Source organism: Streptomyces rimosus subsp. rimosus, assembly GCF_000720725.1.
In the GTDB taxonomy this organism is placed as follows: Bacteria; Actinomycetota; Actinomycetes; order Streptomycetales; family Streptomycetaceae; genus Streptomyces; species Streptomyces rimosus_A.
The window spans coordinates 26499-50032 of the sequence record NZ_JOCQ01000019.1 but is presented as its reverse complement, the minus strand read 5'-3'; the positions used below and the strand labels follow the sequence as shown (position 1 = coordinate 50032).

Annotated in this window: 24 protein-coding genes and 1 pseudogene; 11 read left to right on the top strand and 14 right to left on the bottom strand. The window is 71.0% G+C overall.

Translation table 11 applies throughout. The annotated features are described in order from the left end of the window. Positions 1-35: 35 nt before the first annotated feature. Positions 36-2246: an MMPL family transporter gene (locus tag IH45_RS0112635; protein WP_030666175.1), complete on the bottom strand. Its 2211-nt coding sequence runs from the start codon at positions 2244-2246 to the stop codon at positions 36-38. Positions 2247-2385: 139 nt separating this feature from the next. Then, positions 2386-2958 carry a TetR/AcrR family transcriptional regulator gene (locus IH45_RS0112630; protein ID WP_030666171.1) on the bottom strand — a complete coding sequence of 191 codons (573 nt, stop codon included), beginning with the start codon at positions 2956-2958 and terminating at the stop codon, positions 2386-2388. A gap of 179 nt (positions 2959-3137) precedes the next feature. On the opposite strand from IH45_RS0112630, the gene IH45_RS0112625 reads away from it, so the two are divergent. Together IH45_RS0112625 and IH45_RS0112620 are read left to right on the top strand one after the other, a co-directional pair. Beyond that, positions 3138-6515, top strand: coding sequence for a S41 family peptidase (locus IH45_RS0112625; protein WP_030666168.1), 3378 nt, complete (start codon positions 3138-3140; stop codon positions 6513-6515). Positions 6516-6546: 31 nt separating this feature from the next. Beyond that, the gene (locus IH45_RS0112620) at positions 6547-7158 is read left to right on the top strand and encodes a L,D-transpeptidase family protein (protein WP_030666165.1); all 612 of its coding nucleotides are present in this window, start codon (positions 6547-6549) and stop codon (positions 7156-7158) included. Between the two features lie 111 nt (positions 7159-7269). Here IH45_RS0112620 and IH45_RS0112615 read toward each other — a convergent pair whose 3' ends face one another. The 4 genes from IH45_RS0112615 to IH45_RS0112600 all read right to left on the bottom strand — a co-directional run bounded on the left by IH45_RS0112615 (position 7270) and on the right by IH45_RS0112600 (position 10951). Beyond that, complete coding sequence (locus tag IH45_RS0112615; RefSeq protein WP_030666162.1) at positions 7270-7464, bottom strand: hypothetical protein; 195 nt, start codon at positions 7462-7464, stop codon at positions 7270-7272. A gap of 129 nt (positions 7465-7593) precedes the next feature. Further along, complete coding sequence (locus tag IH45_RS0112610; RefSeq protein WP_030666159.1) at positions 7594-8475, bottom strand: SDR family oxidoreductase; 882 nt, start codon at positions 8473-8475, stop codon at positions 7594-7596. Further along, positions 8472-9425, bottom strand: a complete 954-nt coding sequence (locus IH45_RS0112605) for an alpha/beta fold hydrolase (RefSeq protein WP_030666158.1) — start codon at positions 9423-9425, stop codon at positions 8472-8474. The genes IH45_RS0112610 and IH45_RS0112605 overlap by 4 nt, the downstream gene beginning before the upstream one ends. Continuing rightward, positions 9425-10951: a flavin-containing monooxygenase gene (locus IH45_RS0112600; RefSeq protein ID WP_030666156.1), complete on the bottom strand. Its 1527-nt coding sequence runs from the start codon at positions 10949-10951 to the stop codon at positions 9425-9427. Before IH45_RS0112600 ends, IH45_RS0112605 begins: the two co-directional genes overlap by 1 nt. Positions 10952-11225: 274 nt before the next feature. Here IH45_RS0112600 and IH45_RS0112595 point away from each other — a divergent pair, with 274 nt between their 5' ends. Together IH45_RS0112595 and IH45_RS0112590 are read left to right on the top strand one after the other, a co-directional pair. Further along, entirely contained in the window at positions 11226-11990 is a 765-nt protein-coding gene (locus IH45_RS0112595) for a MerR family transcriptional regulator (protein WP_030666154.1), read from the top strand. A gap of 131 nt (positions 11991-12121) precedes the next feature. Then, positions 12122-12892 (top strand): ALF repeat-containing protein, encoded by a 771-nt coding sequence (locus tag IH45_RS0112590; protein WP_030666151.1) that lies wholly within the window; start codon positions 12122-12124, stop codon positions 12890-12892. 67 nt (positions 12893-12959) lie between these two features. Here IH45_RS0112590 and IH45_RS0112585 read toward each other — a convergent pair whose 3' ends face one another. Further along, positions 12960-14132: a methyltransferase domain-containing protein gene (locus tag IH45_RS0112585; RefSeq protein WP_030666149.1), complete on the bottom strand. Its 1173-nt coding sequence runs from the start codon at positions 14130-14132 to the stop codon at positions 12960-12962. 2 nt (positions 14133-14134) lie between these two features. Continuing rightward, positions 14135-14416, bottom strand: coding sequence for a hypothetical protein (locus IH45_RS01000000143570; RefSeq protein ID WP_032917324.1), 282 nt, complete (start codon positions 14414-14416; stop codon positions 14135-14137). Between the two features lie 389 nt (positions 14417-14805). On the opposite strand from IH45_RS01000000143570, the gene IH45_RS0112570 reads away from it, so the two are divergent. The 6 genes and pseudogenes from IH45_RS0112570 (at position 14806) to IH45_RS0112545 (ending at position 17757) form a co-directional block, all read left to right on the top strand. Beyond that, positions 14806-15633: a helix-turn-helix domain-containing protein gene (locus tag IH45_RS0112570; RefSeq protein WP_030666147.1), complete on the top strand. Its 828-nt coding sequence runs from the start codon at positions 14806-14808 to the stop codon at positions 15631-15633. Next, the gene (locus tag IH45_RS0112565) at positions 15630-15839 is read left to right on the top strand and encodes a DUF397 domain-containing protein (protein WP_030666145.1); all 210 of its coding nucleotides are present in this window, start codon (positions 15630-15632) and stop codon (positions 15837-15839) included. Before IH45_RS0112570 ends, IH45_RS0112565 begins: the two co-directional genes overlap by 4 nt. 3 nt (positions 15840-15842) lie before the next feature. Next, positions 15843-16061 (top strand): annotated as a pseudogene (locus IH45_RS0112560) (isochorismatase family protein); the annotation flags it as partial. A 43-nt stretch (positions 16062-16104) separates the two neighbouring features. After that, on the top strand, positions 16105-16317 hold the full coding sequence (locus IH45_RS1000000146450) for a DUF397 domain-containing protein (RefSeq protein ID WP_078897495.1): 213 nt from the start codon (positions 16105-16107) through the stop codon (positions 16315-16317). Positions 16318-16377: 60 nt separating this feature from the next. Next, on the top strand, positions 16378-16962 hold the full coding sequence (locus IH45_RS0112550; protein ID WP_030666138.1) for a cysteine hydrolase family protein: 585 nt from the start codon (positions 16378-16380) through the stop codon (positions 16960-16962). Positions 16963-17148: 186 nt separating this feature from the next. Continuing rightward, on the top strand, positions 17149-17757 hold the full coding sequence (locus IH45_RS0112545) for an ALF repeat-containing protein (RefSeq protein ID WP_030666136.1): 609 nt from the start codon (positions 17149-17151) through the stop codon (positions 17755-17757). Here the strand turns inward: IH45_RS0112545 and IH45_RS1000000150995 are convergent. Beyond that, entirely contained in the window at positions 17651-18328 is a 678-nt protein-coding gene (locus IH45_RS1000000150995; protein ID WP_394298672.1) for a RidA family protein, read from the bottom strand. The genes IH45_RS0112545 and IH45_RS1000000150995 overlap by 107 nt on opposite strands. Here IH45_RS1000000150995 and IH45_RS0112540 point away from each other — a divergent pair. Further along, complete coding sequence (locus IH45_RS0112540; protein ID WP_030666133.1) at positions 18213-18596, top strand: winged helix-turn-helix transcriptional regulator; 384 nt, start codon at positions 18213-18215, stop codon at positions 18594-18596. The two genes, IH45_RS1000000150995 and IH45_RS0112540, sit on opposite strands and share 116 nt — an antisense overlap. Positions 18597-18630: 34 nt before the next feature. Here the strand turns inward: IH45_RS0112540 and IH45_RS0112535 are convergent, their stop codons facing one another. Genes IH45_RS0112535 through IH45_RS0112515 form a run of 5 tightly spaced genes read right to left on the bottom strand, consistent with a single transcriptional unit; the run spans position 18631 to position 23534 of the window. After that, positions 18631-19431: a 3'(2'),5'-bisphosphate nucleotidase CysQ gene (locus IH45_RS0112535; protein ID WP_078897494.1), complete on the bottom strand. Its 801-nt coding sequence runs from the start codon at positions 19429-19431 to the stop codon at positions 18631-18633. A gap of 37 nt (positions 19432-19468) precedes the next feature. After that, positions 19469-20365, bottom strand: coding sequence for an ABC transporter permease (locus IH45_RS0112530; RefSeq protein WP_032917323.1), 897 nt, complete (start codon positions 20363-20365; stop codon positions 19469-19471). Then, positions 20352-21119, bottom strand: a complete 768-nt coding sequence (locus tag IH45_RS0112525) for an ABC transporter ATP-binding protein (protein WP_030666126.1) — start codon at positions 21117-21119, stop codon at positions 20352-20354. Before IH45_RS0112525 ends, IH45_RS0112530 begins: the two co-directional genes overlap by 14 nt. Continuing rightward, positions 21116-22243: an ABC transporter substrate-binding protein gene (locus IH45_RS0112520; protein ID WP_030666123.1), complete on the bottom strand. Its 1128-nt coding sequence runs from the start codon at positions 22241-22243 to the stop codon at positions 21116-21118. The genes IH45_RS0112525 and IH45_RS0112520 overlap by 4 nt, the downstream gene beginning before the upstream one ends. Continuing rightward, a complete protein-coding gene (locus IH45_RS0112515) occupies positions 22230-23534 on the bottom strand; it encodes a sulfate adenylyltransferase subunit 1 (RefSeq protein ID WP_030666120.1) in 1305 nt (434 codons plus the stop codon). The genes IH45_RS0112520 and IH45_RS0112515 overlap by 14 nt, the downstream gene beginning before the upstream one ends.

The following is a 23534-nucleotide window of genomic DNA, read 5'->3' as shown; positions in this document are numbered from 1 at the left end:
CGGCCGCGCCGCTCACACGGCCGCCCCGGAGCGGATCACACCTTGGCGAGCTCCGGCCGCTGATCGGCCGGTTCGGGTGCCAGGTGCTTCTGGAGCTGTTCGCCCTCCACGTCCACGTTCGGCAGCGCCCGCTGGAGCCACTTGGGCAGCCACCACGCGGCGCGGCCGAGGAGCGCGAGGACGGCGGGGACGATGGCCATGCGGACCACGAACGCGTCGAAGAAGACGGCGACCGCGAGCCCGAAGCCAATCATCTTGATCATGGATTCGGAGGAGCCGATGAAGCCCGCGAAGACCGAGATCATGATGACCGCGGCGGCCGTGACCACCCGCGCGCCGTGCCGGAAGCCGGTGACGACCGCCTGGCCGGGGCGCTCCCCGTGGACGTACGCCTCGCGCATCCGCGTGACGAGGAAGACCTCGTAGTCCATGGCGAGTCCGAAGACCACTCCCACCATGAAGATCGGCATCATGCTCATGACCGGGCCGGTCTGCTCGACGCCGAACAGGCCGGACAGCCAGCCCCACTGGAAGACCGCGACCACCGCGCCGAGCGCCGCGACGACGGAGAGGAGGAAGCCGAGGGCGGCCTTCAGGGGGACGAGGACCGAGCGGAAGACGACCATCAGGAGCAGGAAGGCCAGGCCGACGACCAGCGCCAGGTAGGGCAGCAGCGCGTCGTTGAGCTTCTCGGAGACGTCGATGTTCATCGCGGTGGTGCCGGTGACCAGCGCCCGCGCGTCGGCGTCCCGCGCCACGTCGCCCGCCTTGCCGCGGATCTCGTGGACCAGGTCCTCGGTCTCGGTGCTGCTCGGCTTGGACTTCGGCACGACGCTGAGCATCGCGGTGTCCCCGGCCTGGTTGAACGTCGGCGGGGTGACGGCCGCGACGCCGTCCAGCTTGGCGACCGTGCCCGCGACCTGTGCCGCCGCGGCCTTCGGGTCCTTGCTGCCCTGCCCGTCCACGACCAGCATCAGCGGTCCGTTGAAGCCCGGCCCGAAGCCGTCGGAGAGCAGGTCGTACGCCTTGCGCTGGGTGGTGCTGGTGGGCTGGGCGCCGTCGTCCGGCAGGCCCATCTCCAGCGAACTGGCGGGTACGGCGATGACGCCCAGGCCGACGACTCCGGCCAGCAGCACGGCGACCGGCCGCCGCAGGACGAAGCGCGCCCAGCGGGTGCCCATGTTGGGCTTGCCGCCCTCGGCCTCGCTCGCGGCGACGGCGCCCTTGCGGGCCTTGCGGCTCAGCACTCGCTTGCCCGCGAAGCCGAGCAGCGCGGGTATGAGGGTCAGGGCGACCAGGACGGCGATGACGACCGTGCCGGCCGCCGCGATGCCCATCTTGGTGAGCATCGGGATGTTGACCACGGACAGGCCCACGAGGGCGATGACGACGGTCAGTCCGGCGAAGACCACGGCGGACCCGGCGGTGCCGGTCGCGCGCCCGGCCGCTTCCTCGCGTTCGCGGCCCTCGGCCAGTTCGGAGCGGTAGCGGGAGACGATGAACAGTGCATAGTCGATGCCGACGGCGAGGCCGATCATCATGGCGAGCGTGGAGGTCGTGCTGGACAGGTCCAGGACGCTGCCGAGCGCGGTGATGGACGAGACGCCGATGCCCACCCCGATCAGCGCCGTCAGCAGCGGCAGGCCGGCGGCTATCAGGGCGCCGAAGGTGATGACGAGGACGACGGCGGAGATCACGATGCCGATGACCTCGGTGGCGCCGGTCTCCGGCATCGCCTGGAGCGCGTTGCCGCCTATCTCGACGGTCAGCCCGGTGTCCCGGCCGTGCCGGGCGGCGTCCTTGAGCGCGTCGCGGGCGTCGTCCTTCAGCTCGAAGCCGGACACCTTGTAGGTGACCTGCGCGTAGGCCGTCTTTCCGTCCTGGGCCACGCCCTTGGCCAGGTACGGGTCGGAGACCGACGCGACCTGCGGCGACGAGGACTTCAGCTCGCCGACGACCTTCTCGACGGCCTGCTTCTGCGCGGGCGCGGTCACCTGCTGCCCGTCGGGCGCCTTGAAGACGACGCGGGCGGTGGCGCCGTCCGCCTTGCTGCCGGGGAAGCGCTCGCCCAGCAGGTCGAAGGTCTTCTGCGACTCCGTACCCGGTACGGAGAAGGAGTCGGATGCGGGTGAGGACGCGGTGGCGGCGCCGACTCCGGCGACGGCCAGCAGCGCCACCCATATGAGGGCGACGAAGCGGCGTCGCCGGAAGGCGAACCGTCCGAGTTTGTAGAGGAATGTAGCCACGAGAAGGGGCGCTCCCGTCGGGGTGGAGGACGTACAAGGGCGTGTGGAGCCGGCCCGACGACGAGAGCGGCGCGTCGAGTGCTGCCGTTATGGGGGAGGTGGGGACGGAGGGGTCCGGCCCGTGGGGGGCCGGGGCCGGTCAGACGCCTAGGGCGGGGAGGACCACGGCGTCGATGTAGTCGGTGAGGAAGGCGCGGTTCGGGGGCCGGTCCTCGATGAGCTGCTGGGCCACGAAGGCGCCGATCATCATGTGCGGGACATAGCCGAGCGCGGGGCGGTCGGCGGGGACCTCGCCCCGTTCGACGGCGCGCGCGAGCATCGCGTCCAGCGCGTTGATCTCGGGTCCGATCAGCAGGTCGCGCAGCGCCCGGTGGAGGTCCGCGTTGCAGTGCGCGGCCTGAGCCAGCCCGCGGATCAGCGCGGAGTCCTGTTCCATCCGGCAGTCGTCGTCCTCGGCGACCATGGCGTGCAGGTCACCGCGCAGAGTGCCGGTGTCGATGTCCGCGATCCGGACCGGCTTGTAGTGGTCCAGCGCCTTGGCGACCAGCTCCGGCTTGCCCTGCCACTGCCGGTAGAGGGTGGCCTTGCTGGCGCGGGTGCGGGCGGCGACGGCGTCCATCGTCAGGGCGTCGTAGCCGACCTCGCGGAGCAGGTCGAGCACGGCCGCGTAGAGCTCGGCCTCGCGCTCGGGGGTCAGCCTGCTGCGGCCCATCGCGGCACACCTCCTCGGGACGGCCCTCATCGGAACGAAACGGTTTCGTACAGCTTGCGTACGGCTCGACCGTACCGCCGCTCCCAGCGAAACGGAAACGTTTCGATAGTGGTCTGCGTCACCGAATTCCCGGGTGCGGCCGAGTTGCCACCGCCCCGCCACGCCGAAACCATGGGTGCGTGAGTGACGGCGCGTATCTCCGGTTCCCGCATCTCCACGGCGAGATGCTGTGTTTCGCCGCCGAGGACGACCTCTGGGTGGCACCGCTGACCACGGACGGCGGCACCGCTCCCCGGGCCTGGCGGCTGACGGTCGACCGCACCCGGGTCAGCCACCCGCGGTTCTCCCCGGACGGCAGACACATCGCCTTCACCACCTGGCGCAGCCTCGACCCCGAGATCCACCTCGCCCCGGTGGAGGGCGGCCCGGCCCGCCGCCTCACCTATTGGGGGAGCACCGACGCCCGCGTCTGCGGCTGGACCCCGGACGGCCAGATCCTGGCCGTCTCCTCGCACGGCCAGCCCTTCTCGTACTACTCCTGGGCCTACAGCGTCCCCACGGACGGCAGCCCCGGCGGCCGGCTGCCCTGGGGCCCGGTCTCGGACCTCGCGGTCGCCGACTTCGCCGCGGACGGGCACCGGCTGGAGGGCGACGGCCACCCGTACGGGAACGTCGCCGACGGCGGCCCCGACGGCAACCACGACGACACGGTGGAGCGCCGGACGCTGCTGCTGACCGGCAAGCCGCCGCACGAGCCCGCCTCCTGGAAGCGCTACCGCGGCGGCGCGATGGGCCGGATGTGGCTGCACGGCACCCGGCTGCTGCCGGACCTGTGCGGGCACCTGGACGCGGTGATGTTCGTCGGTGACCGCATCGCGTTCCTCTCCGACCACGAGGGCATCGCGAATGTCTATTCCTGCAAGCCGGACAGCACCGACCTGCGACGGCACACCGATCACGCCGACTTCTACGCCCGGCACGCGTCCACCGACGGGCAGCGCATCGTCTACCAGTGCGGCGGTGACCTGTGGCTGGTGGACGACCTGAGCCCGAGCGGCAAACCGCGCCGCCTCCAGGTGCGCCTCGGCGGTCCGCGCGCCGGGCGCCGTACGTACCAGATCCCGGCCGGATCGCACATCACCTCCCTCGCGGTGGACACCACCGGGCGGGCCAGCGCCGTCGGCGTGCGCGGCAGCCTGTACTGGCTCACCCACCGCGACGGCCCGGCCCGCACCATCCACGACGAGCCGGGGGTACGCGTCCGGCTGCCCGAGATGCTGGGCTCCACCGGCCGGATCGCCTATGTCACCGACGCCGAGGGCGACGACGCGATCGAGATCGCCGACCTGCCCAAGGCCGGTATCCCGCGCGCGTCGCGCCGTCTCGCGGCCGGGCGCCTGGGCCGGGTCCACGAGATGGTCTCGGCGCCGGACGGCGAGCGGCTGGCGGTGGCCGCGCACGACGGGCGGCTGCTGCTCGTCGACGCCTCGGACGGCGACGGCGACGGCCGGGTCGCCGAGCTGATCAAGTCGGCCAACGGCCCCGTCCGCGACCTGGCATTCTCCCCCGACTCGGGCTGGCTGACCTGGTCCCACCCGGGCATCGGCCGGACGCTGCGGCAGATCAAGATCGCCCGGCTCACCGGAAACGGCTCCGGAAACGGCTCCGAGGGCGGTACGGAAGCCGCCAGCACCGTCGTGGACGTCACCAACGGCCGCTTCGAGGACGAGCAGCCGGTCTTCACCCGCGACGGCCGCTATCTCGCGTTCCTGTCCTGGCGCGGCTTCGACCCGGTCTACGACGTGCACACCGGCGACCTGTCCTTCCCGCTCGGCTGCCGCCCGTACCTGGTACCGCTGTCCTCCGCGACCCCCTCCCCCTTCCAGCTGTCCGCCGACGGGCGGCCCGCGGCGGGCGGCCTGGACCCGGCGGAGGCCCCGGTGACGGCCGAGGGCACCGCACTGGTGGAGGTGGAGGGCCTGGCGAGCCGGGTGACGCCGTTCCCGGTCTCGGCGTCCAAGTACTCGGCGCTGCGCCCGGTGGCGGGCGGCGGGCTGGTCTGGCTGCGCTGGCCGATCTCCGGCGCGCTCGGCGAGACCTTCGCCAGCCCCGACAACACCTCGGGCCAGCCGACGCTGGAACACTTCGACCTGGTCAAGGCCAAGCGCACCGAACTGACCGGCGCCATCGACTCGTACGCGCTCAGCGGCGACGGCACCCGCCTGGTCGTCAACGACGAGGGCGATCTGCGGGCGGTGCCCGCGGCCGAGCCGCCGGACGCCGACTCGACGGTCCATCTGGACCCGCGGCGCATCCTGCACGACGTGGACCCGCCCGCCGAGTGGCGCCAGGCGTACGACGAGGCGGGCCGGATCATCCGCGCGTACTTCTGGGACCCCGGGCTGTCCGGCGTGGACTGGGACGGGGTGCTGGACCAGTACCGGCCGCTGGTCGAACGGGTCGCCTCCCCCGACGAGTTCGCCGACCTGCTGCGCGAGGTGCTCGGCGAGCTGGGCACCTCGCACGCGTACGTGACGGCCGGCAAGCGCAACGAGGGCCCGCCGCACTACCAGCGCGCGATCGGCCTGCTCGGCGCCAACCTCGTGTTCAAGGACGGCTATTGGGTCGTGAGCCGCATCCTGCCCGGCGACTCCTCCGACTCCCGGGCGCGCTCCCCGCTGGCCGGTACGGGCATCCGCGAGGGCGCGGCGCTCACGCACGTGGACGGCCGCCGGGTCGACCCGGTGGCCGGTCCGGGCCCGCTGCTCGCGGCGGCGGGCGGCACCACGGTGGAGCTGACCTTCGCGCCCGAGGGCGGCGGCCCGTCGCGCCGCGTGGCGGTGGTCCCGCTGATCGACGAACGGCCGCTGCGCTACCAGGACTGGGTGGCCAAGCGCCGCGCGGTCGTACGGGAGCTGAGCGACGGCAGGTGCGGCTATCTGCACATCCCCGACATGGGCGGCTCCGGCTGGGCGCAGTTCAACCGCGATCTGCGCATGGAGGTCTCCCGGCCCGCGCTGATCGTGGACGTACGGGGCAACGCCGGCGGCAACATCTCCGAGCTGGTCGTGGAGAAGCTGACCCGCACCATCGTCGGCTGGGACCTCACGCGCGACGCCCAGCCCGTCAGTTACGCCAGCAACGCGCCGCGCGGCCCGGTCGTCGCCGTCGCCGACGAGATGACCTCCTCCGACGGCGACATGATCACCGCCGCGTTCAAACTGCAGGGCATCGGCCCGGTCGTCGGCCTGCGCACCTGGGGCGGCGTGGTCGGGATGACCGGGCGGCACCGGCTCGGGGACGGTACGTACATCACGGTGCCGATGAACGCCGCGTGGTTCGACGCGTACGGCTGGGGCGTGGAGAACCACGGTGTCGCGCCGGACATCGAGGCGCCGCGCTCGCCGCTGGACTGGGCCGAGGGCCGCCACCCGCAGCTCGGCGTGGCCGTCCGTACCGCGCTCGACCTGCTGGAACGCCACCCCGCCACGGAGCCGCCGGACCTGTCCGACGTACCGGACCGGCGGCGGCCCGAACTGCCGCCGCGGAGCGGCTGAGCACCGACCGCACACCGACAGGAGCATCTGCATGGGAACACGCATATGCGCAGCGTCACTGGCCGCCACCGCAGCGTTGACGGCCGGGCTCGCCACGTCCACCGTCCCCGCCCACGCCCGGGCCACTGAACCTCCCGCCCCCTCGACGCGAGCCGTCGGGACACACCTGCTGTTCAACAAGAACCAGCGCGACCCGGCCGCCTCCCGGGTCCGTCTCGTGCAGTCCGGCACGGGCAAGGTGCTGGCCGACTACCGGGCCGGTTCCGGTCAGGGCGGTACGGCGGGCCGCGACGAGTGCGCGCGGAACAAGGGCTGGCTGCCGGACGGCACATACCGGGTCCTCTCGCACACCACCCACAAGAGGGGCGGGCGCGACGGCATCAACGGGTACGCGATCCGGATCGCCGACAAGACGTGCCGGGACGGCCGCACCCAGCGCACCGCGCTGTTCCTGCACAGCGAGATGCGCTCGGACGGCACCCAGGGCGACGCGGTGCCGGGTCGCGACAGCCCGTACCGCTGGGACGGCGAGGGCGACTACCGCTCGCTGGGCTGCGTGAAACTGGCACCGGCGGACATCAAGCACCTGTTCGCGGCGGCGCAGCGGTACGGGTGGCCGACGACACTCAAGGTCGTCAAGTAGCTTGCCTTGCAGACGAGTTGAGGGGTGCACCCGAATGAACGGGTGCACCCCTCGTCGCGCGCGCAGTGTGCGGGACGCGCGCGACCGGAAGCCGGCTCTCAGCCCTTGCCCTCAGCCCTTGAACGTGTCCCGGGCGTCCTGCTCAGCATCCGCGACCTGTTGACGGCCCTGCTCCTCGCGGTCGCGGGCCTGTTCACGGGCCCGCTGAGCGCGTCCGCTCGCCTCGTCCCGGCCCTGCTGACCGCGCTGCTTCGCCTTCTCCTGAAGCTGCCGCGACTTGTCCTCGAACTGATCCTTGATGCCCATGCTGTTCACTCCTGGAGGGGTGCTCGGGGGTGGGCCCCGACCAGCCTCGCACGCAGCGACACGGCACGCATTTCGATCAGTTCATGGCATTACGGGCGGTTCATGGCAGCAGGAACACCCGGACCGGCTTCAGTGGTTCGTACGGGCCTTCTCGTCCGCCTCCCCGCCGGCACCGACCAGCCCCACCCGCAGCCCGTCGAGTCGGCTGCCGAAGCGGCGCATCTCGCGCTGCCCCACCGTCCCGATGACGGACGGCAGGTAGCCGCGCACCGACTGCATCCCGCGCAGCCACCACTGCCCGTACACGTGCGAGGAGCGGCGTTCGATGCCCGCCACGAGCCGGTCCACGGCGGGACTCAGCGGGTACGTCTTGTTCGACGGCCAGGGCAGCCGCTGCCGCAGCTCCCGCATCACGTCGTCCGCGTCCGCGCCGCGCACCATGTCCGTATCGGTCCAGCTCAGGTAGCCGACGCCGACCCGTACACCCTTGTGGCCGACCTCGGCGCGCAGGCTGTGCGCGAACGCCTCGACGCCGGACTTGGAGGCGCAGTACGCGGTCATCATCGGCGCCGGGGTGATGGCGGCGAGCGAGGCTATCTGGAGGAAGTAGCCGCGCGACTCCATCAGGACCGGCAGGAACGCCCGCCCGGTGACGGCGCCGCCGATCAGGTTCACCTCGATGACCCGCCGCCAGGACACCGGGTCGGACTCCACGAACGGGCCGCCGGAGGCCACCCCGGCGTTCGCGACCACGATGTCCACCTTGCCGAAGCGCGCCTTGACCTCGCGCGCCACCTCGGCCATCGCCTCGTGGTCGGTCACATCGGCGTGCCAGTGCGCGGCCTCGCCGTGCAACGCGGCGGCCACCCGCGCCAGTTCCTCCGGCTCCAGGCCGACCAGCGCGAGCGTGGCGCCGCGCGCGGACAGCTTGCGGGCGAGGAGTTCGCCGACCCCGCGCGCCGCGCCGGTGACGACGGCGACCTGCCCCTCCAGGCTCCTGCGTACGCTCATCGGGCCGTCTCCTTCAGGTCGGTGGTCGTCGTCCCGCCGCTCCGGAGGTGGTCCCGGACCAGCTCCCGGATACGGCCGATGACCGCGTCCGGCTCCTCGATCGGCGTCATGTGCCCGGCGCCCGGCAGTTCGGTCAGCCCCAGGAAGTCCGGCAGCACGGAGGCCAGCCGGCGGGACTGCACGATCGGGGTGAGCCGGTCGGCGGTGCCCGCGACGATGGCGGTCGGTACGTCCAGCCGCGCCGCGCCACCGGTCAGTTCGAGCCCGGCCAGGACCTTCCCCCACCGGGACCGGACGCCCGCCGGGCAGGCGTGCACGATCCGCGCGCACGCCTCGACCTGCTCGGGGGTCGCGGCCGGGCCCATCGTGGCGTACTTCAGGATCCGTTTGGCGAGCGCGGTGACCGGCCCGAGCGGCGCCCGCGATCCGAGGACGATCTGATGCGCGATGCGGCGCCCGCCCGGCGAGCGCATCGGTATGACCAGGGATTCCGCGCTCAGATTCGCGCAGCCGGTGCTGCACAGCAGGACGGCGGCGGCCCGCTCCCGGAACTCCGGGCGCTCGCTGGAGGCCATCATCGTCATGCCGCCCATGGAGTGCCCGGCCAGCACGGCCCGCTCCCCCGGCTCCAGCGCGGCGCCGAGCACGGCCACCAGGTCGTCGGCGAGCGCGGTGGTGGTGTAGCCGCGGGGGCCGACGGCGGGGGTACGGCCGTGTCCTCGCTGGTCGTAGAGGACGACCTTGTGGTCGGCGGCCAGGTCCCGTACGACCGGGGCCCAGAAGGCCGTCGAACAGGTCCAGCCGTGCGAGAGCACGACGGCGGGCGCGCCGGGCTCGTCCGTTCCGTGGATCTCCACATGCAGGCGGGACCCGTCGGCCGAGGTGGCGGTCAGCCGGCGGCGCGGTGCGGGCGGCGCGTACCGCCCCCTGGTCATGGGCGTCGGTGCCATCACGCCACCGCCTTCGCTATCTGCCCGGACCGCTCGCCCCCGCGGGCCGCCGGGACGCGCAGCACCTCGTACTCCGCGAGGTCCACCTGCCGCGTCACCTTCCGGAACTCGGCCGTGGTGCCGGGCCAGGCGGTCGTGTTGCGCCCGCTGGAGTCCAGGTACCAGCTGTCGCAGCCGCCGGTGTTCCACACCGTCCGCTCCATCCGCTTCTGAACGCCGCGCGTCCAGGCGTGCACCGCCGACGGCCGGGCGTTCAGCGCGATCTTCCCGCCCAGCACGTCCAGCTGCCGCATGAAGTCGACCAGGTAGTTCAGCTGGGACTCGATCATCAGGATCATCGAGCTGTTCCCGAGGCCCGTGTTGGGCCCGATGATGGTGAGGAAGTTGGGGAATCCGGCGGCGGTCGTGCCGCGCAGCGCCTCCATGCCGTCCTTCCACTCCTCGGCCAGCGTCGTGCCGTTGGCGCCGGTGACCCGGTGGGCGATCGGCATGTCCGTCACATGGAAGCCCGTACCGAAGACGATCGCGTCGGCCTCGGTCTCCGTACCGTCCGAGGCGACCAGCACATTCCCCCGGACTTCCCGCAGCCCGCTCGCCACCACGTCCACATTCGGCTGCGTGAGCGCCGGGTAGTACGTGTTCGACAGCAGGATCCGCTTGCACCCGATCCGGTAGTCGGGCGTCAGCTTGGCCCGCAGCGCCGGGTCCTTCACGGCCCGCTTCATGTGCCCCTTGGCCAGCCCCTCGATCAGCCCCAGCTCGTTCGGGCGCTTGGTGAACGCGCTGACCTGCAACTCCCTGATCCCCCACAGCAGCCCGCGGCGCGCGGCCCGGGTCGCCGGGACCTTGGCGTGCAGCCAGCGCTCCAGGCCGCTGATCTTCCGGTCGGCACGCGGCAGCACCCAGGCCGGGGTGCGCTGGAAGAGGGTGAGCCGGTCGACCGCCGGCTGGACGGACGGCACGATCTGGATCGCCGAGGCGCCCGTACCGATCATCGCGATCCGTTTGCCGCGCAGGTCGTAGTCATGGTCCCAGCGCGCCGAGTGGAACACCTTCCCCGGGAAGGAAGCCAGCCCCGGGATGTCCGGCACCTTGGGATCGGACAGCGGCCCGGTGGCCGACACCACCACGTCCGCGGTCAGCGCCCCGCTCGCCGTCTCCACCTCCCAGTGCAGCTCCTCCCCGTTCCACCGCAGGCTCCGCACCTCCGAGTTGAAGCGGATGTGCGGCCGCAGGCCGAAGGTGTCGGTGACCCGCTCCAGGTACGCGCGGATGTGCGGCTGCCCGGAGAAGTTGCGCGGCCACTCGGGGTTGGGCGCGAAGGAGAACGAGTACAGGTGCGAGGGCACATCGCACGCGCACCCCGGATAGCTGTTGTCACGCCAGGTGCCGCCCACCGATCCGGCCCGCTCCAGGACCACGAAGTCGGTGATCCCCTGGCGCCGCAGCCGCACGGCCGCCCCCAGACCACCGAACCCCGATCCGATCACCGCCACCCGTACGTGCTCGTGTTCGCGCTCGGCCATGCCGCCGCCTCCCGAGTATCGACCGTCAGAACGTCAGGCCTTCGCCACTGCGGACCTTCGCCTCAACCGCGCCAGCAATCACTGGCACGATTGGAGGGTAGGACACGGACGTACCGAGCGGTAGGGGGTAGGCGGCGGGAAGTTACCGCAGGTTGCACCTCGGCCGGGGCCGGGTGGGGCAACATAGGCTGAGCCCGTGGCAAAGCAGACGCACGGCGATCCCGAACCTCCCGCCGAGCCGGACACCCCCGGCCCCGGCCCCCACGAATACCGCATGGCCGACCTCGCCAAGGCGGCTGGCATCACCGTCCGCACCCTGCGCTTCTACCGCGAACGCAAGCTCATCCCGCCACCGCGCCGCGAAGGCCGGATCGCCTGGTACAACGAACACCACCTGGCCCGGCTCCGCACCATCGCGGGCCTGCTGGACCGCGGCCACACCCTCGGCGGCATCGCCGAGCTGCTCTCCGCCTTCGACAACGGCCGCGACGTCGGCGAACTGCTCGGCCTGGAGGGCACCCTCGTCGCCCCCTGGTCCGAGGAAACCCCCGTACGCCTCACCCCCGAGGAACTCGCCGACCACTTCAAGGACGACGTCACCCCGGAAAACCTCTCCGCCTCCCTGGACATCGGCTATCTGGCCGTGGACGGCGACGAGTTCGTCCACATCAGCCGCCGCCTCCTCGACGCCTCCACCGAACTCGTCGCCAACGGCGTCCCGCTGGCCGCCGTCCTGGAAGCCGGCCGCGAGGTACGCGCCCACGCCGACGCCATGGCCGACCTGTTCATCTCGGTGATCCGCACCCACGTCCTCTCCGACGTCCTCACCCGCGCCGCCGCCGGCGACCCCCTGGACCCCACCGAGATCGCCCGCATAACCCGGACCGTCGAAAAACTCCGCCCCATCTCCAAGGGCATCGTCGACGCGGAACTCTCCATGGCGATGGACCGGAGGGTGCGGGCGGAGCTGGAGTCGTGGCACCGGGGGCGGGACGAGGGGAACGACGAGGCCGACAGGGGCGGCTCGCGCATCGCTTGACGGACCCCTCGTCACCACGTATCCGGCATCACCGTCGATCACCCGAAATTGCCGACTTCAGGCAATGACATCGGGGCGCGCCCTGGAGACGATCATGTCATCGACAGATCCCCTTCGGAGGCAAGACACCCATGAAGCCGACCCGTGCTGCCCTGATTGTCGCGGCCACCGCCCTGACGCCGGCCCTTCTCCTCGCCACCCCGGCGTTCGCCACCACACCGGCGGCCACACCGGCGGCCACACCGACGCCCGTGACGGCCCCGTACGGGACCGTCGCACCCGAGACGCCGGTCGATGAGATGTCGGACGACGACCTCCGGGTCGCCGTCCTGCGCATCCTGGGCGGCAAGGACGTTGGCGTAGGGGTCACCCGAGAAGCCAACGCGGCTCTCAACGGCACCCCCGATGACCTGCGCGCCTTCTTGAAGACCGGCTACCGCCTCGCCCAGGCCGAGGACGACCGCGTCGCCCTCTTCACCATCCTCGGCCGCAAGGACACCGGCCGCGGAGTCAAAGAAGCGATCTCCAAACTTGTCGGCGACGGCACACCCGAAGAACTGCGCGCCTTCCTCGAAACCGGTTACCGTCTGGCCCGATTCGAAGACGATCGCGTAGCCGTCTTCACCATCCTCGGCCGCAAGGACACCGGCCCCAGAGTCAAAGAGGAAATCAACAAGCTCCTCAACAACAATGGCTCGCCCGAAGAGTTCCGTGCCTTCCACGAAACCGGCTATCGCCTCGCCCGGGCCGAGGACGACCGCGTAGCCATCGGCAAGATCCTGGCCAAGCCGAACATCAGCAAGGCCCTCCGAAAGGCTGCCGAGAAGGCCCTCGCCGACGGAACGCCGGAGGCACTGCGGCACTTCCTGGAGGTCGGCCAGTACGAGGTGGACGGCAAGTGACCTGAGCCCGCGACCGCGGCGGTCGGCACCAGGCCCCGGCCGCCGCGAAGGTCCGGGCACACCCACCTCACACCTTCCAGAAATCCCCCGCCCCGTCCAGCCACACCCGTTCCCCCTCCGCCGTGACCGTCAGCCCGAACCGCTCGTAACCGGGCCGACCGTGCGCCACCCACCACCGATACGCGGCCTCCGCCTCGTCCCAGAGCCGACGCGCCCCGTACTGCCAGACCCGCGCGTCGTCCCCGTCCCGGAACAGCACACAAGCCCAGGACCGGTCCCGCAGCCCGTACAACCACACCGGCCGGGCGCCCTCGCGTTTCTCCGCCTCCACGCAAAGACAGTCCGGCACCCGTACCCCCACCGCGAACCGCTGTGCCCCGAACCGCTCGCCCAGGAATTCCGCCTCGGTAACCCCCGTAGAAGACTCCCACCCCTCTTTCACGCTTTCCCGCACGTACTCACCGTGCACCACCGGCGGAAGCCGCTGCGCCCGCAGCTTCATGAACTCCACAGGCCCGGTGAAACGCCCCGAAGCGCTCAGCCCGTCATCCGCGACCACCAACCGGGCCACGCCATCGGCGTTACTGAAATGCGTTCCCCAGGGCGCGACCACAATTCCCCCGGGGCGGCACTGCTCCACCCAGCCCCACGGAAAGCGCCGCAGCCCACACGTCCCGATGATCCGGTCGTACGGAGCGCCTTCCGGATACCCTCCGAATCCATCCCCGTGCACGACCCGGGCCGAACTGCCGAACCGTTCCAGGACCGTACGAGCCCGGCCCGCCACCGCCTCGTCCACCTCCATCGAGATCACTCGGCCGGCCCCGGCCCGGTGGGCCAGGAGCGCAGCGTTCCACCCCGTCGCCGTACCGACCTCCAGCACCCGGTCACCGGCCCGTACGTCCAGGTCCCGGAGCATCCGGAACACCACCGACGGCATGGACGCGGAACTGGTGGAGACCGCCCCCGGCTCGGTGCCGAGGTGATTGCCGTCGTCCCACTGCGTAACGATCGGGCAGTCGGAATCGGCGAATTCCTGCCACCGCTGCGGATCATCCGTACGCGATACGGGCACGCTGCACCCGGCCGCCATGTCCCACGGCCACATGAGATCAGGCAGGAATGCCGACCGGGGTACGTCCGCGAACGCCCCCGCCCAGTCCCCGGACATCACCCCACCCGCCACGAGTGCACGCCCCAGCGCGGCACAACCGGGGCCCACCTGCCGTACGTACGTCATGTTCACGCGCCCTTCGGCGGGTTGGGCACGCCGGGACCACCGTCGGGGGTGGGCGGCGGGTGCGGCCCGGGGTAGGGCTCGCCGGGGAGCTTGTCGCCGCCGTGGCCGTGCGGGAGGTGACTGCCGAGTACTTCCGTGTGATCGGGGTGTCGGCGAATCAGGACTTGGCAGTCCGTGGCCTTGGACTGGTCGCCAGCTTTCAGAGCAGCCACCAAGGTGCGCGCCAACTCCGCGCATCCCGCGCACTCCATGCTGCCCTCGTACGTCCGGGGCGAGATCGTCATGCCCGGCCTCCTCGTCCGTGAGGGTGCCCGGCGATGACACCGTTGCAGCTCCGCACGGTGAGCGAGCGCCCATCGGCCCGAGCGGGCTCCCGGTCGCCGTACGCGGACGCGCACACGTCGCAGCCCGGCACCGGCACCGGGTCCGCGACCCGCCTTTTGTCGGTCACGCCGACCTTTTCACTGATGTCCATGGGAGACCTTTCGCCTGTTCCGGAATCGCACATTTACTCAGCGCGTCCGACTGGTTACAGGATGGCGCAACGCTCAGTAGCCTTGGCCCCGTTCGGGCGCTCGATCTGAGTGTTGAGTGACGCGGCATATGCACGCGCCGTTGACCACGGGAAACGGCCCGGCCGAGAGCCATGACCAGACCTTGAGTCGGGGGAATCGTGGACGAAGAAACCGACAGCCCGGAAGACCCACGCCGGGAGTTCGCCGAAGAATGCCGCAGCGCCCGAGAACTGCACGATCCGAAAGCGCTGACGCAGGAAGACCTGGCCAGGCTGGTCCGCACCTCCAGAAGCACGATCTCCCGCGTGGAGACGTGCCATGGTTCGATCCCACCGGACATCGCGCCGCTGTTGGACGAGGTGTTCGGTACGGACGGGAAGTTCAAGCGCCTCTACGAGGACGCAGTGGCTTCGTCCTATCCCACGCTCTACCGGCGGCGCATGGCCATGGAGCGCGCCGCCGTGGCCATCCGGGAGTGGTCTCCCACCCTCATCCCCGGGCTGTTCCACACTGCCGACTACGCACGCTGCCTGTTCAAAGGCGGCTTCCCGCGAGCCAGCGCGAAAGAGACCTCGACGTTCGTGAACGACCGGCTGGCGAGGAAGGTCGTGTTCGATGGGGACACGCCACCGGACGTCCGCCTAGTGCTGTGCGAGTCCGTCCTGTACCGCCGCTTCTGCCCTCCGGACGTCATGCGACGACAGTTGAAGGCTCTGCTGGACGCCGGATCACGACCCACCGTTCGCGTACAGGTCCTCCCCTTGGACGCCCCCGGCCATCTGTTCAGCGACTGGCCGGTGACACTCATCACCGCCCCCAATCACACCGTTTCCGTCTGCGTGGAGAACTTTCGAACCGCTGGCATCGTGGACGATCCGGACTATGTTCGAACAGCGTTGCGGACCTACGATGAACTGACCGGCGACGCATTGTCCGCACGGGAGAGTGCATGTCTGATCGCCGAGCAGATGGAGAAGCTGACGTGAAGATCGCTCCCACTCGGTGGGTCAAGTCGAGCTACACAAGCGCGGAGGGCGGCAACTGCGTGGAGTGGTCACCCTCGACTGCCGAGGTGACGGGCATCGTTCCGGTCCGCGACAGCAAGGACCCTGAGGGCCCCGTCCTCACCTTCTCCTCCCCCTCCTTCGCGGAATTCATCGCGGGCGTCAAGACCGACGCGTTCTCCGGCTGAGCCATGAGCAGCGCCCTTCTCGTGATGGACGTCCAACGGGCCATCGTGGACATCGCCGACGACGGCTCCGGCTATCTGCCACGCCTGCGCCGGGCGATCGAGGGCGCCCCGGGCACCGAGACCCACCCCGAGGCCGCGTCCCGGCCGGGTGACGTGGTGGTCACCAAGCGGCGGGCGAGCGCGTTCTCGGGGAGCGATCTCGACGTGGTGCTCCGGGCACGCGTGACGCGCCCGCCCAGATGATCCGACAGCTTATGGAGACAACGTGACCCAGCCCCTGAGCCCTTCCTGGGCCAAGTCCAGCTACAGCAGCCAAGACGGAGGCAACTGCCTGGAGTGGTCTCCCGCATCGGCGATAGCATCCGGCGCCATCCCCATCCGGGACAGCAAAGCCCCGAGCGGCCCCATACTCACCTTCTCGACCCGCTCCTTCGCGGAATTCATCACCAGCATCAAGGCCGACGCGTTCTCCGACTGAGCTGTCCGTACCATTCATCTCGGCACATTCACCTACAGACCGAGCCTGCCCGGAGGCGAGATGAGCAGCGCCCTTCTCGTGATGGACGTCCAGCGGGCCATCGTGGACATCGTCGACAACGGCTCCGACTCCGACTACCTGCCACGCCTGCGCCGGGCGATCGACGGCGCCCGGGCGGCGGACATCCCCGTGATCTACGTGGTCATCGCGCTACGCCCCGGCTTCCCGGAAGTCGGCACGCGCAACAAGCCGCTCGCCGCCATCGCCCAGGCCGGCCTCTTCGTCGAGGGCGCCCCGGGCACCGAGATCCACCCCGAGGTCGCGCCCCGGCCGGGCGACGTGGTGGTCACCAAGCGCCGGGCGAGCGCGTTCTCGGGCAGCGATCTCGACGTGGTGCTCCGGGCACGCGGCATCGACAGCCTCGTCCTCACCGGCATCGCCACCAGCGCTGTCGTACTGTCCACCCTCTGCCAGGCCAACGACCTGGACTTCGGCCTGACCGTCCTCTCCGACGCTTGCCTGGACACCGACCCCGAGCTGCACCAGGTCCTGGTCGAGCGGCTGTTTCCGCAGTGGGCGGACGTCCCGACCGTGGATGGCTGGCTCAAGTCACTCAGCGGCACGACTTCGGGCGGCCCGCGGTGAGGTGATCACCGCGACCGGCCCGGGCGCGGTCAGGGCTCCAGGCTGCTCGATTTGACCAGCCCCTCGTCACCAGGTATCCGGCGCCACCAACAACCGCCCGAGCTTGCCGACTTCAGGCAAGGACACCAGGGCTCACCATTGGGACGACCTTGTCATCGGCAGTTCACCCACGGAGGCGAGACACTCATGAGACCGACCCGCGCTGCCCTGATCGTCGCGGCCACCGTCCTGACCCCGGCCCTTCTCCTCGCCACCCCGGCGTTCGCCACCACCCCGACGGCCGCACCGGCACCCGTCACGGCCCCGCACGCGACCGCCGCATCGGAGAAGCCGGTCGACGAAATGCCGGATGACGACCTCCGCGTTGCCGTCCTGCGCATCCTGGGCGGCAAGAACGTCGGCAAGGGTGTCACCCGGGAAGCCAACAAGGCTCTCGACGGCACCCCCGACGACCTGCGCGCTTTCTTGAAGACCGGCTACCGCCTCGCCCAGGCCGAGGACGACACCGTCGCCATCTCCACCATTCTCGCCCGCAAGGACACCGGTCGCGGAGTCAAAAAGGAGATCTACCGGCTCCTCGACAACGGCACGCCCGAAGAGCTGCGGGCGTTCCTCGAAACCGGCTACCGCCTTGCCCAGGCCGATGACGACCGCGTGGCCATCTCCAGAATCCTGACCAGGCCCAACATCAGCGAAGCTCTCCGAAAGGCTGTCGGCAAGGTCCTCGACGAGGACACGCCGGAAGCACTGCGGTATTTCCTGGAGGTCGGCCAGTACCAGGTTGGCGGCCAGTGACCTGAGCTCTCCAGCGCGCGGCCGGCGCTGAGCGGTTCCCGAGAACGCGCTCGCCCGGCGCTTGGTGACCACCACGCGGCCGCGCTGAAGCCGGCGTGTCGACGATGAAGCCGATCTCGATGACCTGGCCGGGGAGGGCGGGTTCGGTGACGCCGTAGTGGTCCAGAACTTTGTCCATGTTGGCGTAGGTCTGCTGGGCCTGAGCGGTGGAGTCGTCCGCGTACCGGAACTCGCCCGCCCCGTCCGGCGAAAGCTGCCCCGATACGTGGATCAGCTCGCCGGACTTGACCGCCTGCGCGTAGCCGAAGTCCCGCTCGGCCGGTACGTCGTGGTGAAAGGGGTCGATGGAGGTCACCGTGTCCCCTTTCCGACACAATCTCTTGTGGTGACTTGAGAACCGTAGGAGAGTGGCGGCCGACCCGGAAGAACGCACTTCCCCGTGACCGAGGAACCTGATGGTGACCAAGCAGCTGCTCAAGGGCCTTCCCGAGGACGCGGACCTGAGGCGCGCGGACTCCCTGGCCCGGGAGATCTTCTCCGACGTCGCCAACAAATGGGCGCTCCTGATCATCGAGGCACTCGGCGAACGCACTCTGCGCTTCAGCGAACTGCGCGACGAAGTGGAGGGCGTCAGCCACAAGATGCTCACCCAGAATCTGCGCATGCTGGAGCGCAACGGCCTGGTCGTCCGCAAGGTGCACCCCACCGTGCCGCCGAAGGTCGAGTACACCCTCACCGAACCGGGCCGTGGCCTGCGCGCCACGGTCGACGCGATGTGCGGCTGGACCCACCGGCATCTCGATCATATCGAAGAAGCACGCCGCCGCTTCGATTCCTGACCCCCTACGGCTCCGGCGCCACGTGACAGCGCCCTCACCAGTCCAGCAGGGCGATCTCCCGCAGCAGAGTGTCCGCCACGCCCGGACGGCACACCAGCAGGTCGGGCAGCCGGGGGTCACGGCGGTTGTAGACCAGCGGGGAGCCGTCCAGCCGGGAGGCGTGGGCGCCCGCGGCCAGGGCCACCGCCACCGGGGCCGCCGAGTCCCACTCGTACTGGCCGCCGCCGTGCACGTAGGCGTCAACCGTGCCGAGCACCACAGCCGAGATCTTCACCCCGGCCGAGCCCATCGGGACCATCTCCGCGCCCAGGGCCGCGGCCAGCTTCGCCACCGAGGCCGGCGGCCGGGTCCGGCTGACCGCGATCCGCAGCGGCGCGGCGGCAGCCGTGTCGGACGGTACGGGCAGCGCGAGCGCGGGCCGGGTGGCCAGAGTCCGGTCCCGGGCGGGCAGTGCCACGGCTCCCGCAGCCAGTCGGCCGTCCTGCCAAAGGGCGACGTGGACGGCCCAGTCGTCCCGGCCCTCCTCGGCGTACTCCCGGGTGCCGTCGAGCGGGTCGACGATCCAGACGCGGGAGGCGCCGAGCCGGTCGGCGGTGTCCGCCGCCTCCTCCGAGAGCACTGCGTCGTCGGGCCGGTGAGCGGCGAGTTCGGCGGCCAGGAACTCCTGAGAGGCACGGTCCCCGGCCGTGCGCAGGGCAGCCGGATCCGAGAAGCCGGTGCGCTCCCGCAGCTCCAGCAGCACGTGCCCGGCCCGCCGCGCGAGGTCCGCGCACAGCTCGTCGTCCGTCATCGCGGCGCGCGTCCCCGCGTCGTCCGCCGTTCGGTCGTTCGTCATCGCGTCCCTCGTCATCGTGTGCCTCCCGTACGTCGGTTCACTTGCCGTCCATCAGACCTCGGCCGCGCAGAACCCGGCGCTGCAGCGGCGCGAACACCAGCAGTTCGATGCCGACCCCGACGACCAGGACCAGCAGGATCGACGCCAGCACCAGTGACATGTCCTGGTTGACCCGGGCGTTCTCCAGGAGCTGCCCCAGGCCCATGCCCAGATCCGGGGAGCTGGCGATCAGCTCCGCGGCCATCAGGGAACGCCAGGAGAAGGCCCAGCCCTGCTTCAGTCCGGCCAGGTAGCCCGGGATGGCAGCCGGGAGCAGCACGTGCCGCACCCCCGCCAGCCCGGTGGCCCCCATGGTCCGCCCGGCCCGCAGGTAGATCGGCGGCACGTGGTCCATGCCGGAGATCAGCCCGTTGGCGATGGACGGTACGGCGCCCAGCAGGACGACGGCGTAGATCGTGGCGTCGGTCAGCCCGAACCAGACCACGGCGGCGGGCACCCAGGCCACCGACGGCAGTGACTGCAGCCCGGACAGGATCGGCCCCACCGCCATCCGCACCGGCGTGACCCGGCCGACCAGCAACCCGAGTGGGGTCGCGACCAGGGTGGCCACGGCGAAGCCCAGCGCGCCGCGCGAGACGCTCTCCCAGATCACCCCGAGGATGGTGCCCTCGTACCACTGGTCGACCAGCGCGCGCCAGACGTCCAGCGGCCCCGGCAGCAGGTAGCGGGGCTTGACCTCTGCCATGCAGATCAGCTGCCAGGCGCCGAGCAGCAGACCGACCGCCAGCAGCGGCGGCAGCACGGCGGAGAGCAGCGCGCGGGCAGGGCCGGCCCCCCGCCGGGGCGGGCCGGCAGGTCGCTCCAGGGCGTCCAGGCCCGCCTCCAGCGCGGCGAGATCACCCGTCTCGGCAGCCTTGGTGTCAGTGCCTGCCATGGCGGCTGATCTCCTTCCGGAGCTGTTGGGTGATCTCCTGGGACAGCTCGGCGACGTCCGCGTCCTCGATACGGCGCGGCTGCGGGATGTCCACGGTCCACTCGCGGGCGATCCGGCCGGGCCGGGAGGACAGCAGGACGACCCGCTGGGCCAGGCGCACCGCCTCGCGCACGTTGTGCGTGACGAACAGGACGGAGAGCCGGCCTTGCGCGGCCCACACCCGGGTCAGCTCGTCGTGCAGCACATCGCGGGTGATGGCGTCCAGGGCCGCGAAGGGTTCGTCCATCAGAAGCAGCCGGCTGTCCTGGGCCAGCGCCCGGGCGAGGGCCACGCGCTGGCGCATGCCGCCGGACAGCTCGTGCACGCGCTTTCCGTACGCGCCACCGAGTCGGACCAGCTCCAGCAACCGCTCGGCTTCGGCCCGCCGTTCGCCCTTGGCCATTCCGCGCAGTTTCAGGGCCAGTTCGATGTTCTGCCCGGCCGTCAGCCAGGGGAAGAGGGCGTGTTCCTGGAACATCAGCGCAGGCCGTTCGCCGGGTATCTCGATGCTTCCGGCGGTCGGCCGGTCCAACCCGGCGACCAGGTTGAGCAGAGTGGATTTGCCGCAGCCCGAGGCACCGAGGACGGTGACGAATTCCCCCGGGGCGACAGACAGGCTGATGTCGTTGAGGACCACCTGTCGGCCGGTGCCGGCCGGGAAGGACATGGTCAGGTGCTCGATCCGTACGGCGGCTTCCGTGAGCACACTGCTCATCGGCCGACTCCCAGCTCTGCCGCACCCTCGTCGACCTCGGGCCGGCCCACTGCCCGCAAGGCCCGGTTGAGCGGCCGCAGGTCGTAGATTCCGCGCAGGTCGCCGTCGCTCAGCAGTCCGGCCGCCTCCGCGTGCTCCGCCTGCGCCCGCAGGGTGGCCGGCAGCGGATCGTGGACGAACCGCACGCCCCGGAACGCGGCGTCGAGCACCTCCGTGGGCAGCGGTTTGCCGGTGAGTTCCGCCAGCGCGCCGTTGAGCCGGGTGGCCGCGTCCTGCGGGTGGGCGCCGATCCATTCGTTCGTCCGGATCACGCCGCGCAGCACCGCCTCGACCACATCCGGGTGTGCGGCGAGGAACCGCTGCGAGACGATCACGTTCGTGGTGGCGAATGCGCCGTCCGGCCAGAGCTTCCGCTCCTCCAGGAGCCGTTTGCCGCCCTTGGCGACCAGCAGCGATGCCGTCGGCTCGGGCACCCACGCGCCGTCGACGGAGCCCTGCTCGAAGAGCCGGGGAATCTCCTTGCCGTCCGCCCGCACGACGCTCACCTCGCCCCGTCCGCTCCGCGGGTCGACGGTGAAGCCTTGCTCCTTCAGGTAGGAGAGCAGCGCCACGTCCTGTGTGTTGCCGACCTGGGGACTGGCGATCCGCTTGCCCGCGAGCCCGCCGCCCGCCCGCTCGACCTTTTCGGGGTGGACGACCAGGAAGACCCCGCCGGAGGCCGCACCGGAGATGATCCGCAGCGCCTTGCCGTGCGACTTCGTGTAGCCGTTGACGGCGGGCGAGGGGCCGATGAAACCGATGTCGACGGCCTCGGCATTGAGTGCCTCGATCTCCGAAGGGCCCGCGTTGAAGAGCTGCGTCCTGATCCTTGTACCGCCCAGCTCGCCTGCGAACAGGCCCTCCCGGACGCCCAGTACCGCGGTGGCGTGGGTGAGGTTGGCGAAGTAGCCGATCCGCACGGTGGGCGCGGAAAGGGGCTTGCCAGAGCCGGCCACGACGAGCGGCCGGTGCGCTTCGCGCTCCTTGGCGCGCGAACCGTAGCCACACCCCGCCAGGGACAGGAGCACCACAGTCGCCAGGACGGCGGTGACCGCCCGGATGTCCTTGGCGTCAGGTGTGCGCATGCTCGCCCCCCGTGGCGTCCGTGCCCGCCATGCCTGCGGCGAGGGTGGTGCCGTCGGCCGGGTCGATGAGGAGGAAGGACCCGGTGCGGCGGGAGTCGGCGTAGGCGTCGATGGCCAGGGGTTCGGCGGTGCGGACGAGGACACGGCCGATGTCGTTGGCGACGAGCTGTCCCGGGTCGGGGTGTGGGGAAAGGTCGTCAAGGGTGAGCCGGGACGGGATGTCCTTGACGATCGCCTTGACCGTCCGGGTGGTGTGCTTGATCAGGACCCGGGCCCCGACGGTCAGCGGCTGGTCTGCGACATGGCAGACGGTGGCCTCGATCTCCCGGGTGGTGGCCGGGGCACCGGCGGTGGGTGCGATCAGGTCGCCGCGGGAGATGTCGAGGTCGTCCGCCAGGCGGACCGTCACCGACTGGGGTGCCCAGGCGACGTCCACGGACTCACCGAGCGCGTCGATGCCCGCGATCACCGAGGTCCGGCCCGAGGGCAGGACGGTGACCGGCTCGCCGACGCGCAGCACACCGGAGGCGATCTGGCCCGCGTAGCCGCGGTAGTCGGGGTGCTCCGGGGTCTGCGGGCGGATCACGTACTGCACAGGCAGGCGCGCCGGGCACGAGGTGAGATCCTGGCTGTCCGGGACGGTCTCCAAGTGCCCGAGCACGGTCGGGCCGCCGTACCAGGGCATGTCCGCCGACGGCTCGACCACATTGGCGCCGGCCAGCGCCGAGATCGGGATCGCGGTGATCTCCGGGGCCCCCAGCTTGGCGGCGTAGGCGGTGAACTCCTGCGCGATCTTCGCGAACACCGCCTCCTGGTAGCCGACCAGGTCCATCTTGTTCACGGCCAGCACCACGTGCGGGACGCGCAGCAGGGCGGCGACCGCGGCGTGGCGGCGGGTCTGCTCGGTCACCCCGTTGCGGGCGTCGACCAGGACCACGGCGAGGTCGGCGGTGGAGGCGCCGGTCACCATGTTGCGGGTGTACTGCACGTGCCCGGGGGTGTCGGCGAGGATGAACCGGCGCCGGGCGGTGGCGAAGTAGCGGTAGGCGACATCGATGGTGATGCCCTGCTCCCGCTCGGCCCGCAGGCCGTCGGTGAGGAGCGCGAGGTCGGGTGCCTCCTGGCCGCGGGCCAGGGAGACGGCTTCGACAGCTTCCAGCTGGTCCTCCAGGACCGACTTGGAGTCGTGCAGGAGGCGGCCGACGAGGGTGGACTTGCCGTCGTCGACGGAACCGGCGGTCGCGAAGCGCAGCAGCGTGGTCGCGCCGAGCTGCTCGGTGGTGACGGTCAT

What these genes read in the sequence shown, in the direction of transcription:
- IH45_RS0112630 (WP_030666171.1), bottom strand. Translation starts at nt 2,958, where the DNA reads ATGGGCCGCAGCAGGCTGACCCCCGAGCGCGAGGCCGAGCTCTACGCG.
- IH45_RS0112620 (WP_030666165.1), top strand. Translation starts at nt 6,547, where the DNA reads ATGGGAACACGCATATGCGCAGCGTCACTGGCCGCCACCGCAGCGTTG.
- IH45_RS0112615 (WP_030666162.1), bottom strand. Translation starts at nt 7,464, where the DNA reads ATGGGCATCAAGGATCAGTTCGAGGACAAGTCGCGGCAGCTTCAGGAG.
- IH45_RS0112610 (WP_030666159.1), bottom strand. Translation starts at nt 8,475, where the DNA reads ATGAGCGTACGCAGGAGCCTGGAGGGGCAGGTCGCCGTCGTCACCGGC.
- IH45_RS0112605 (WP_030666158.1), bottom strand. Translation starts at nt 9,425, where the DNA reads ATGGCACCGACGCCCATGACCAGGGGGCGGTACGCGCCGCCCGCACCG.
- IH45_RS0112600 (WP_030666156.1), bottom strand. Translation starts at nt 10,951, where the DNA reads ATGGCCGAGCGCGAACACGAGCACGTACGGGTGGCGGTGATCGGATCG.
- IH45_RS0112595 (WP_030666154.1), top strand. Translation starts at nt 11,226, where the DNA reads ATGGCCGACCTCGCCAAGGCGGCTGGCATCACCGTCCGCACCCTGCGC.
- IH45_RS0112590 (WP_030666151.1), top strand. Translation starts at nt 12,122, where the DNA reads ATGAAGCCGACCCGTGCTGCCCTGATTGTCGCGGCCACCGCCCTGACG.
- IH45_RS0112585 (WP_030666149.1), bottom strand. Translation starts at nt 14,132, where the DNA reads ATGACGTACGTACGGCAGGTGGGCCCCGGTTGTGCCGCGCTGGGGCGT.
- IH45_RS01000000143570 (WP_032917324.1), bottom strand. Translation starts at nt 14,416, where the DNA reads ATGACGATCTCGCCCCGGACGTACGAGGGCAGCATGGAGTGCGCGGGA.
- IH45_RS0112550 (WP_030666138.1), top strand. Translation starts at nt 16,378, where the DNA reads ATGAGCAGCGCCCTTCTCGTGATGGACGTCCAGCGGGCCATCGTGGAC.
- IH45_RS0112545 (WP_030666136.1), top strand. Translation starts at nt 17,149, where the DNA reads ATGAGACCGACCCGCGCTGCCCTGATCGTCGCGGCCACCGTCCTGACC.
- IH45_RS0112540 (WP_030666133.1), top strand. Translation starts at nt 18,213, where the DNA reads ATGGTGACCAAGCAGCTGCTCAAGGGCCTTCCCGAGGACGCGGACCTG.
- IH45_RS1000000150995 (WP_394298672.1), bottom strand. Translation starts at nt 18,328, where the DNA reads ATGATCAGGAGCGCCCATTTGTTGGCGACGTCGGAGAAGATCTCCCGG.
- IH45_RS0112535 (WP_078897494.1), bottom strand. Translation starts at nt 19,431, where the DNA reads ATGACGAACGACCGAACGGCGGACGACGCGGGGACGCGCGCCGCGATG.
- IH45_RS0112530 (WP_032917323.1), bottom strand. Translation starts at nt 20,365, where the DNA reads ATGGCAGGCACTGACACCAAGGCTGCCGAGACGGGTGATCTCGCCGCG.
- IH45_RS0112525 (WP_030666126.1), bottom strand. Translation starts at nt 21,119, where the DNA reads ATGAGCAGTGTGCTCACGGAAGCCGCCGTACGGATCGAGCACCTGACC.
- IH45_RS0112520 (WP_030666123.1), bottom strand. Translation starts at nt 22,243, where the DNA reads ATGCGCACACCTGACGCCAAGGACATCCGGGCGGTCACCGCCGTCCTG.
- IH45_RS0112515 (WP_030666120.1), bottom strand. Translation starts at nt 23,534, where the DNA reads ATGACCGTCACCACCGAGCAGCTCGGCGCGACCACGCTGCTGCGCTTC.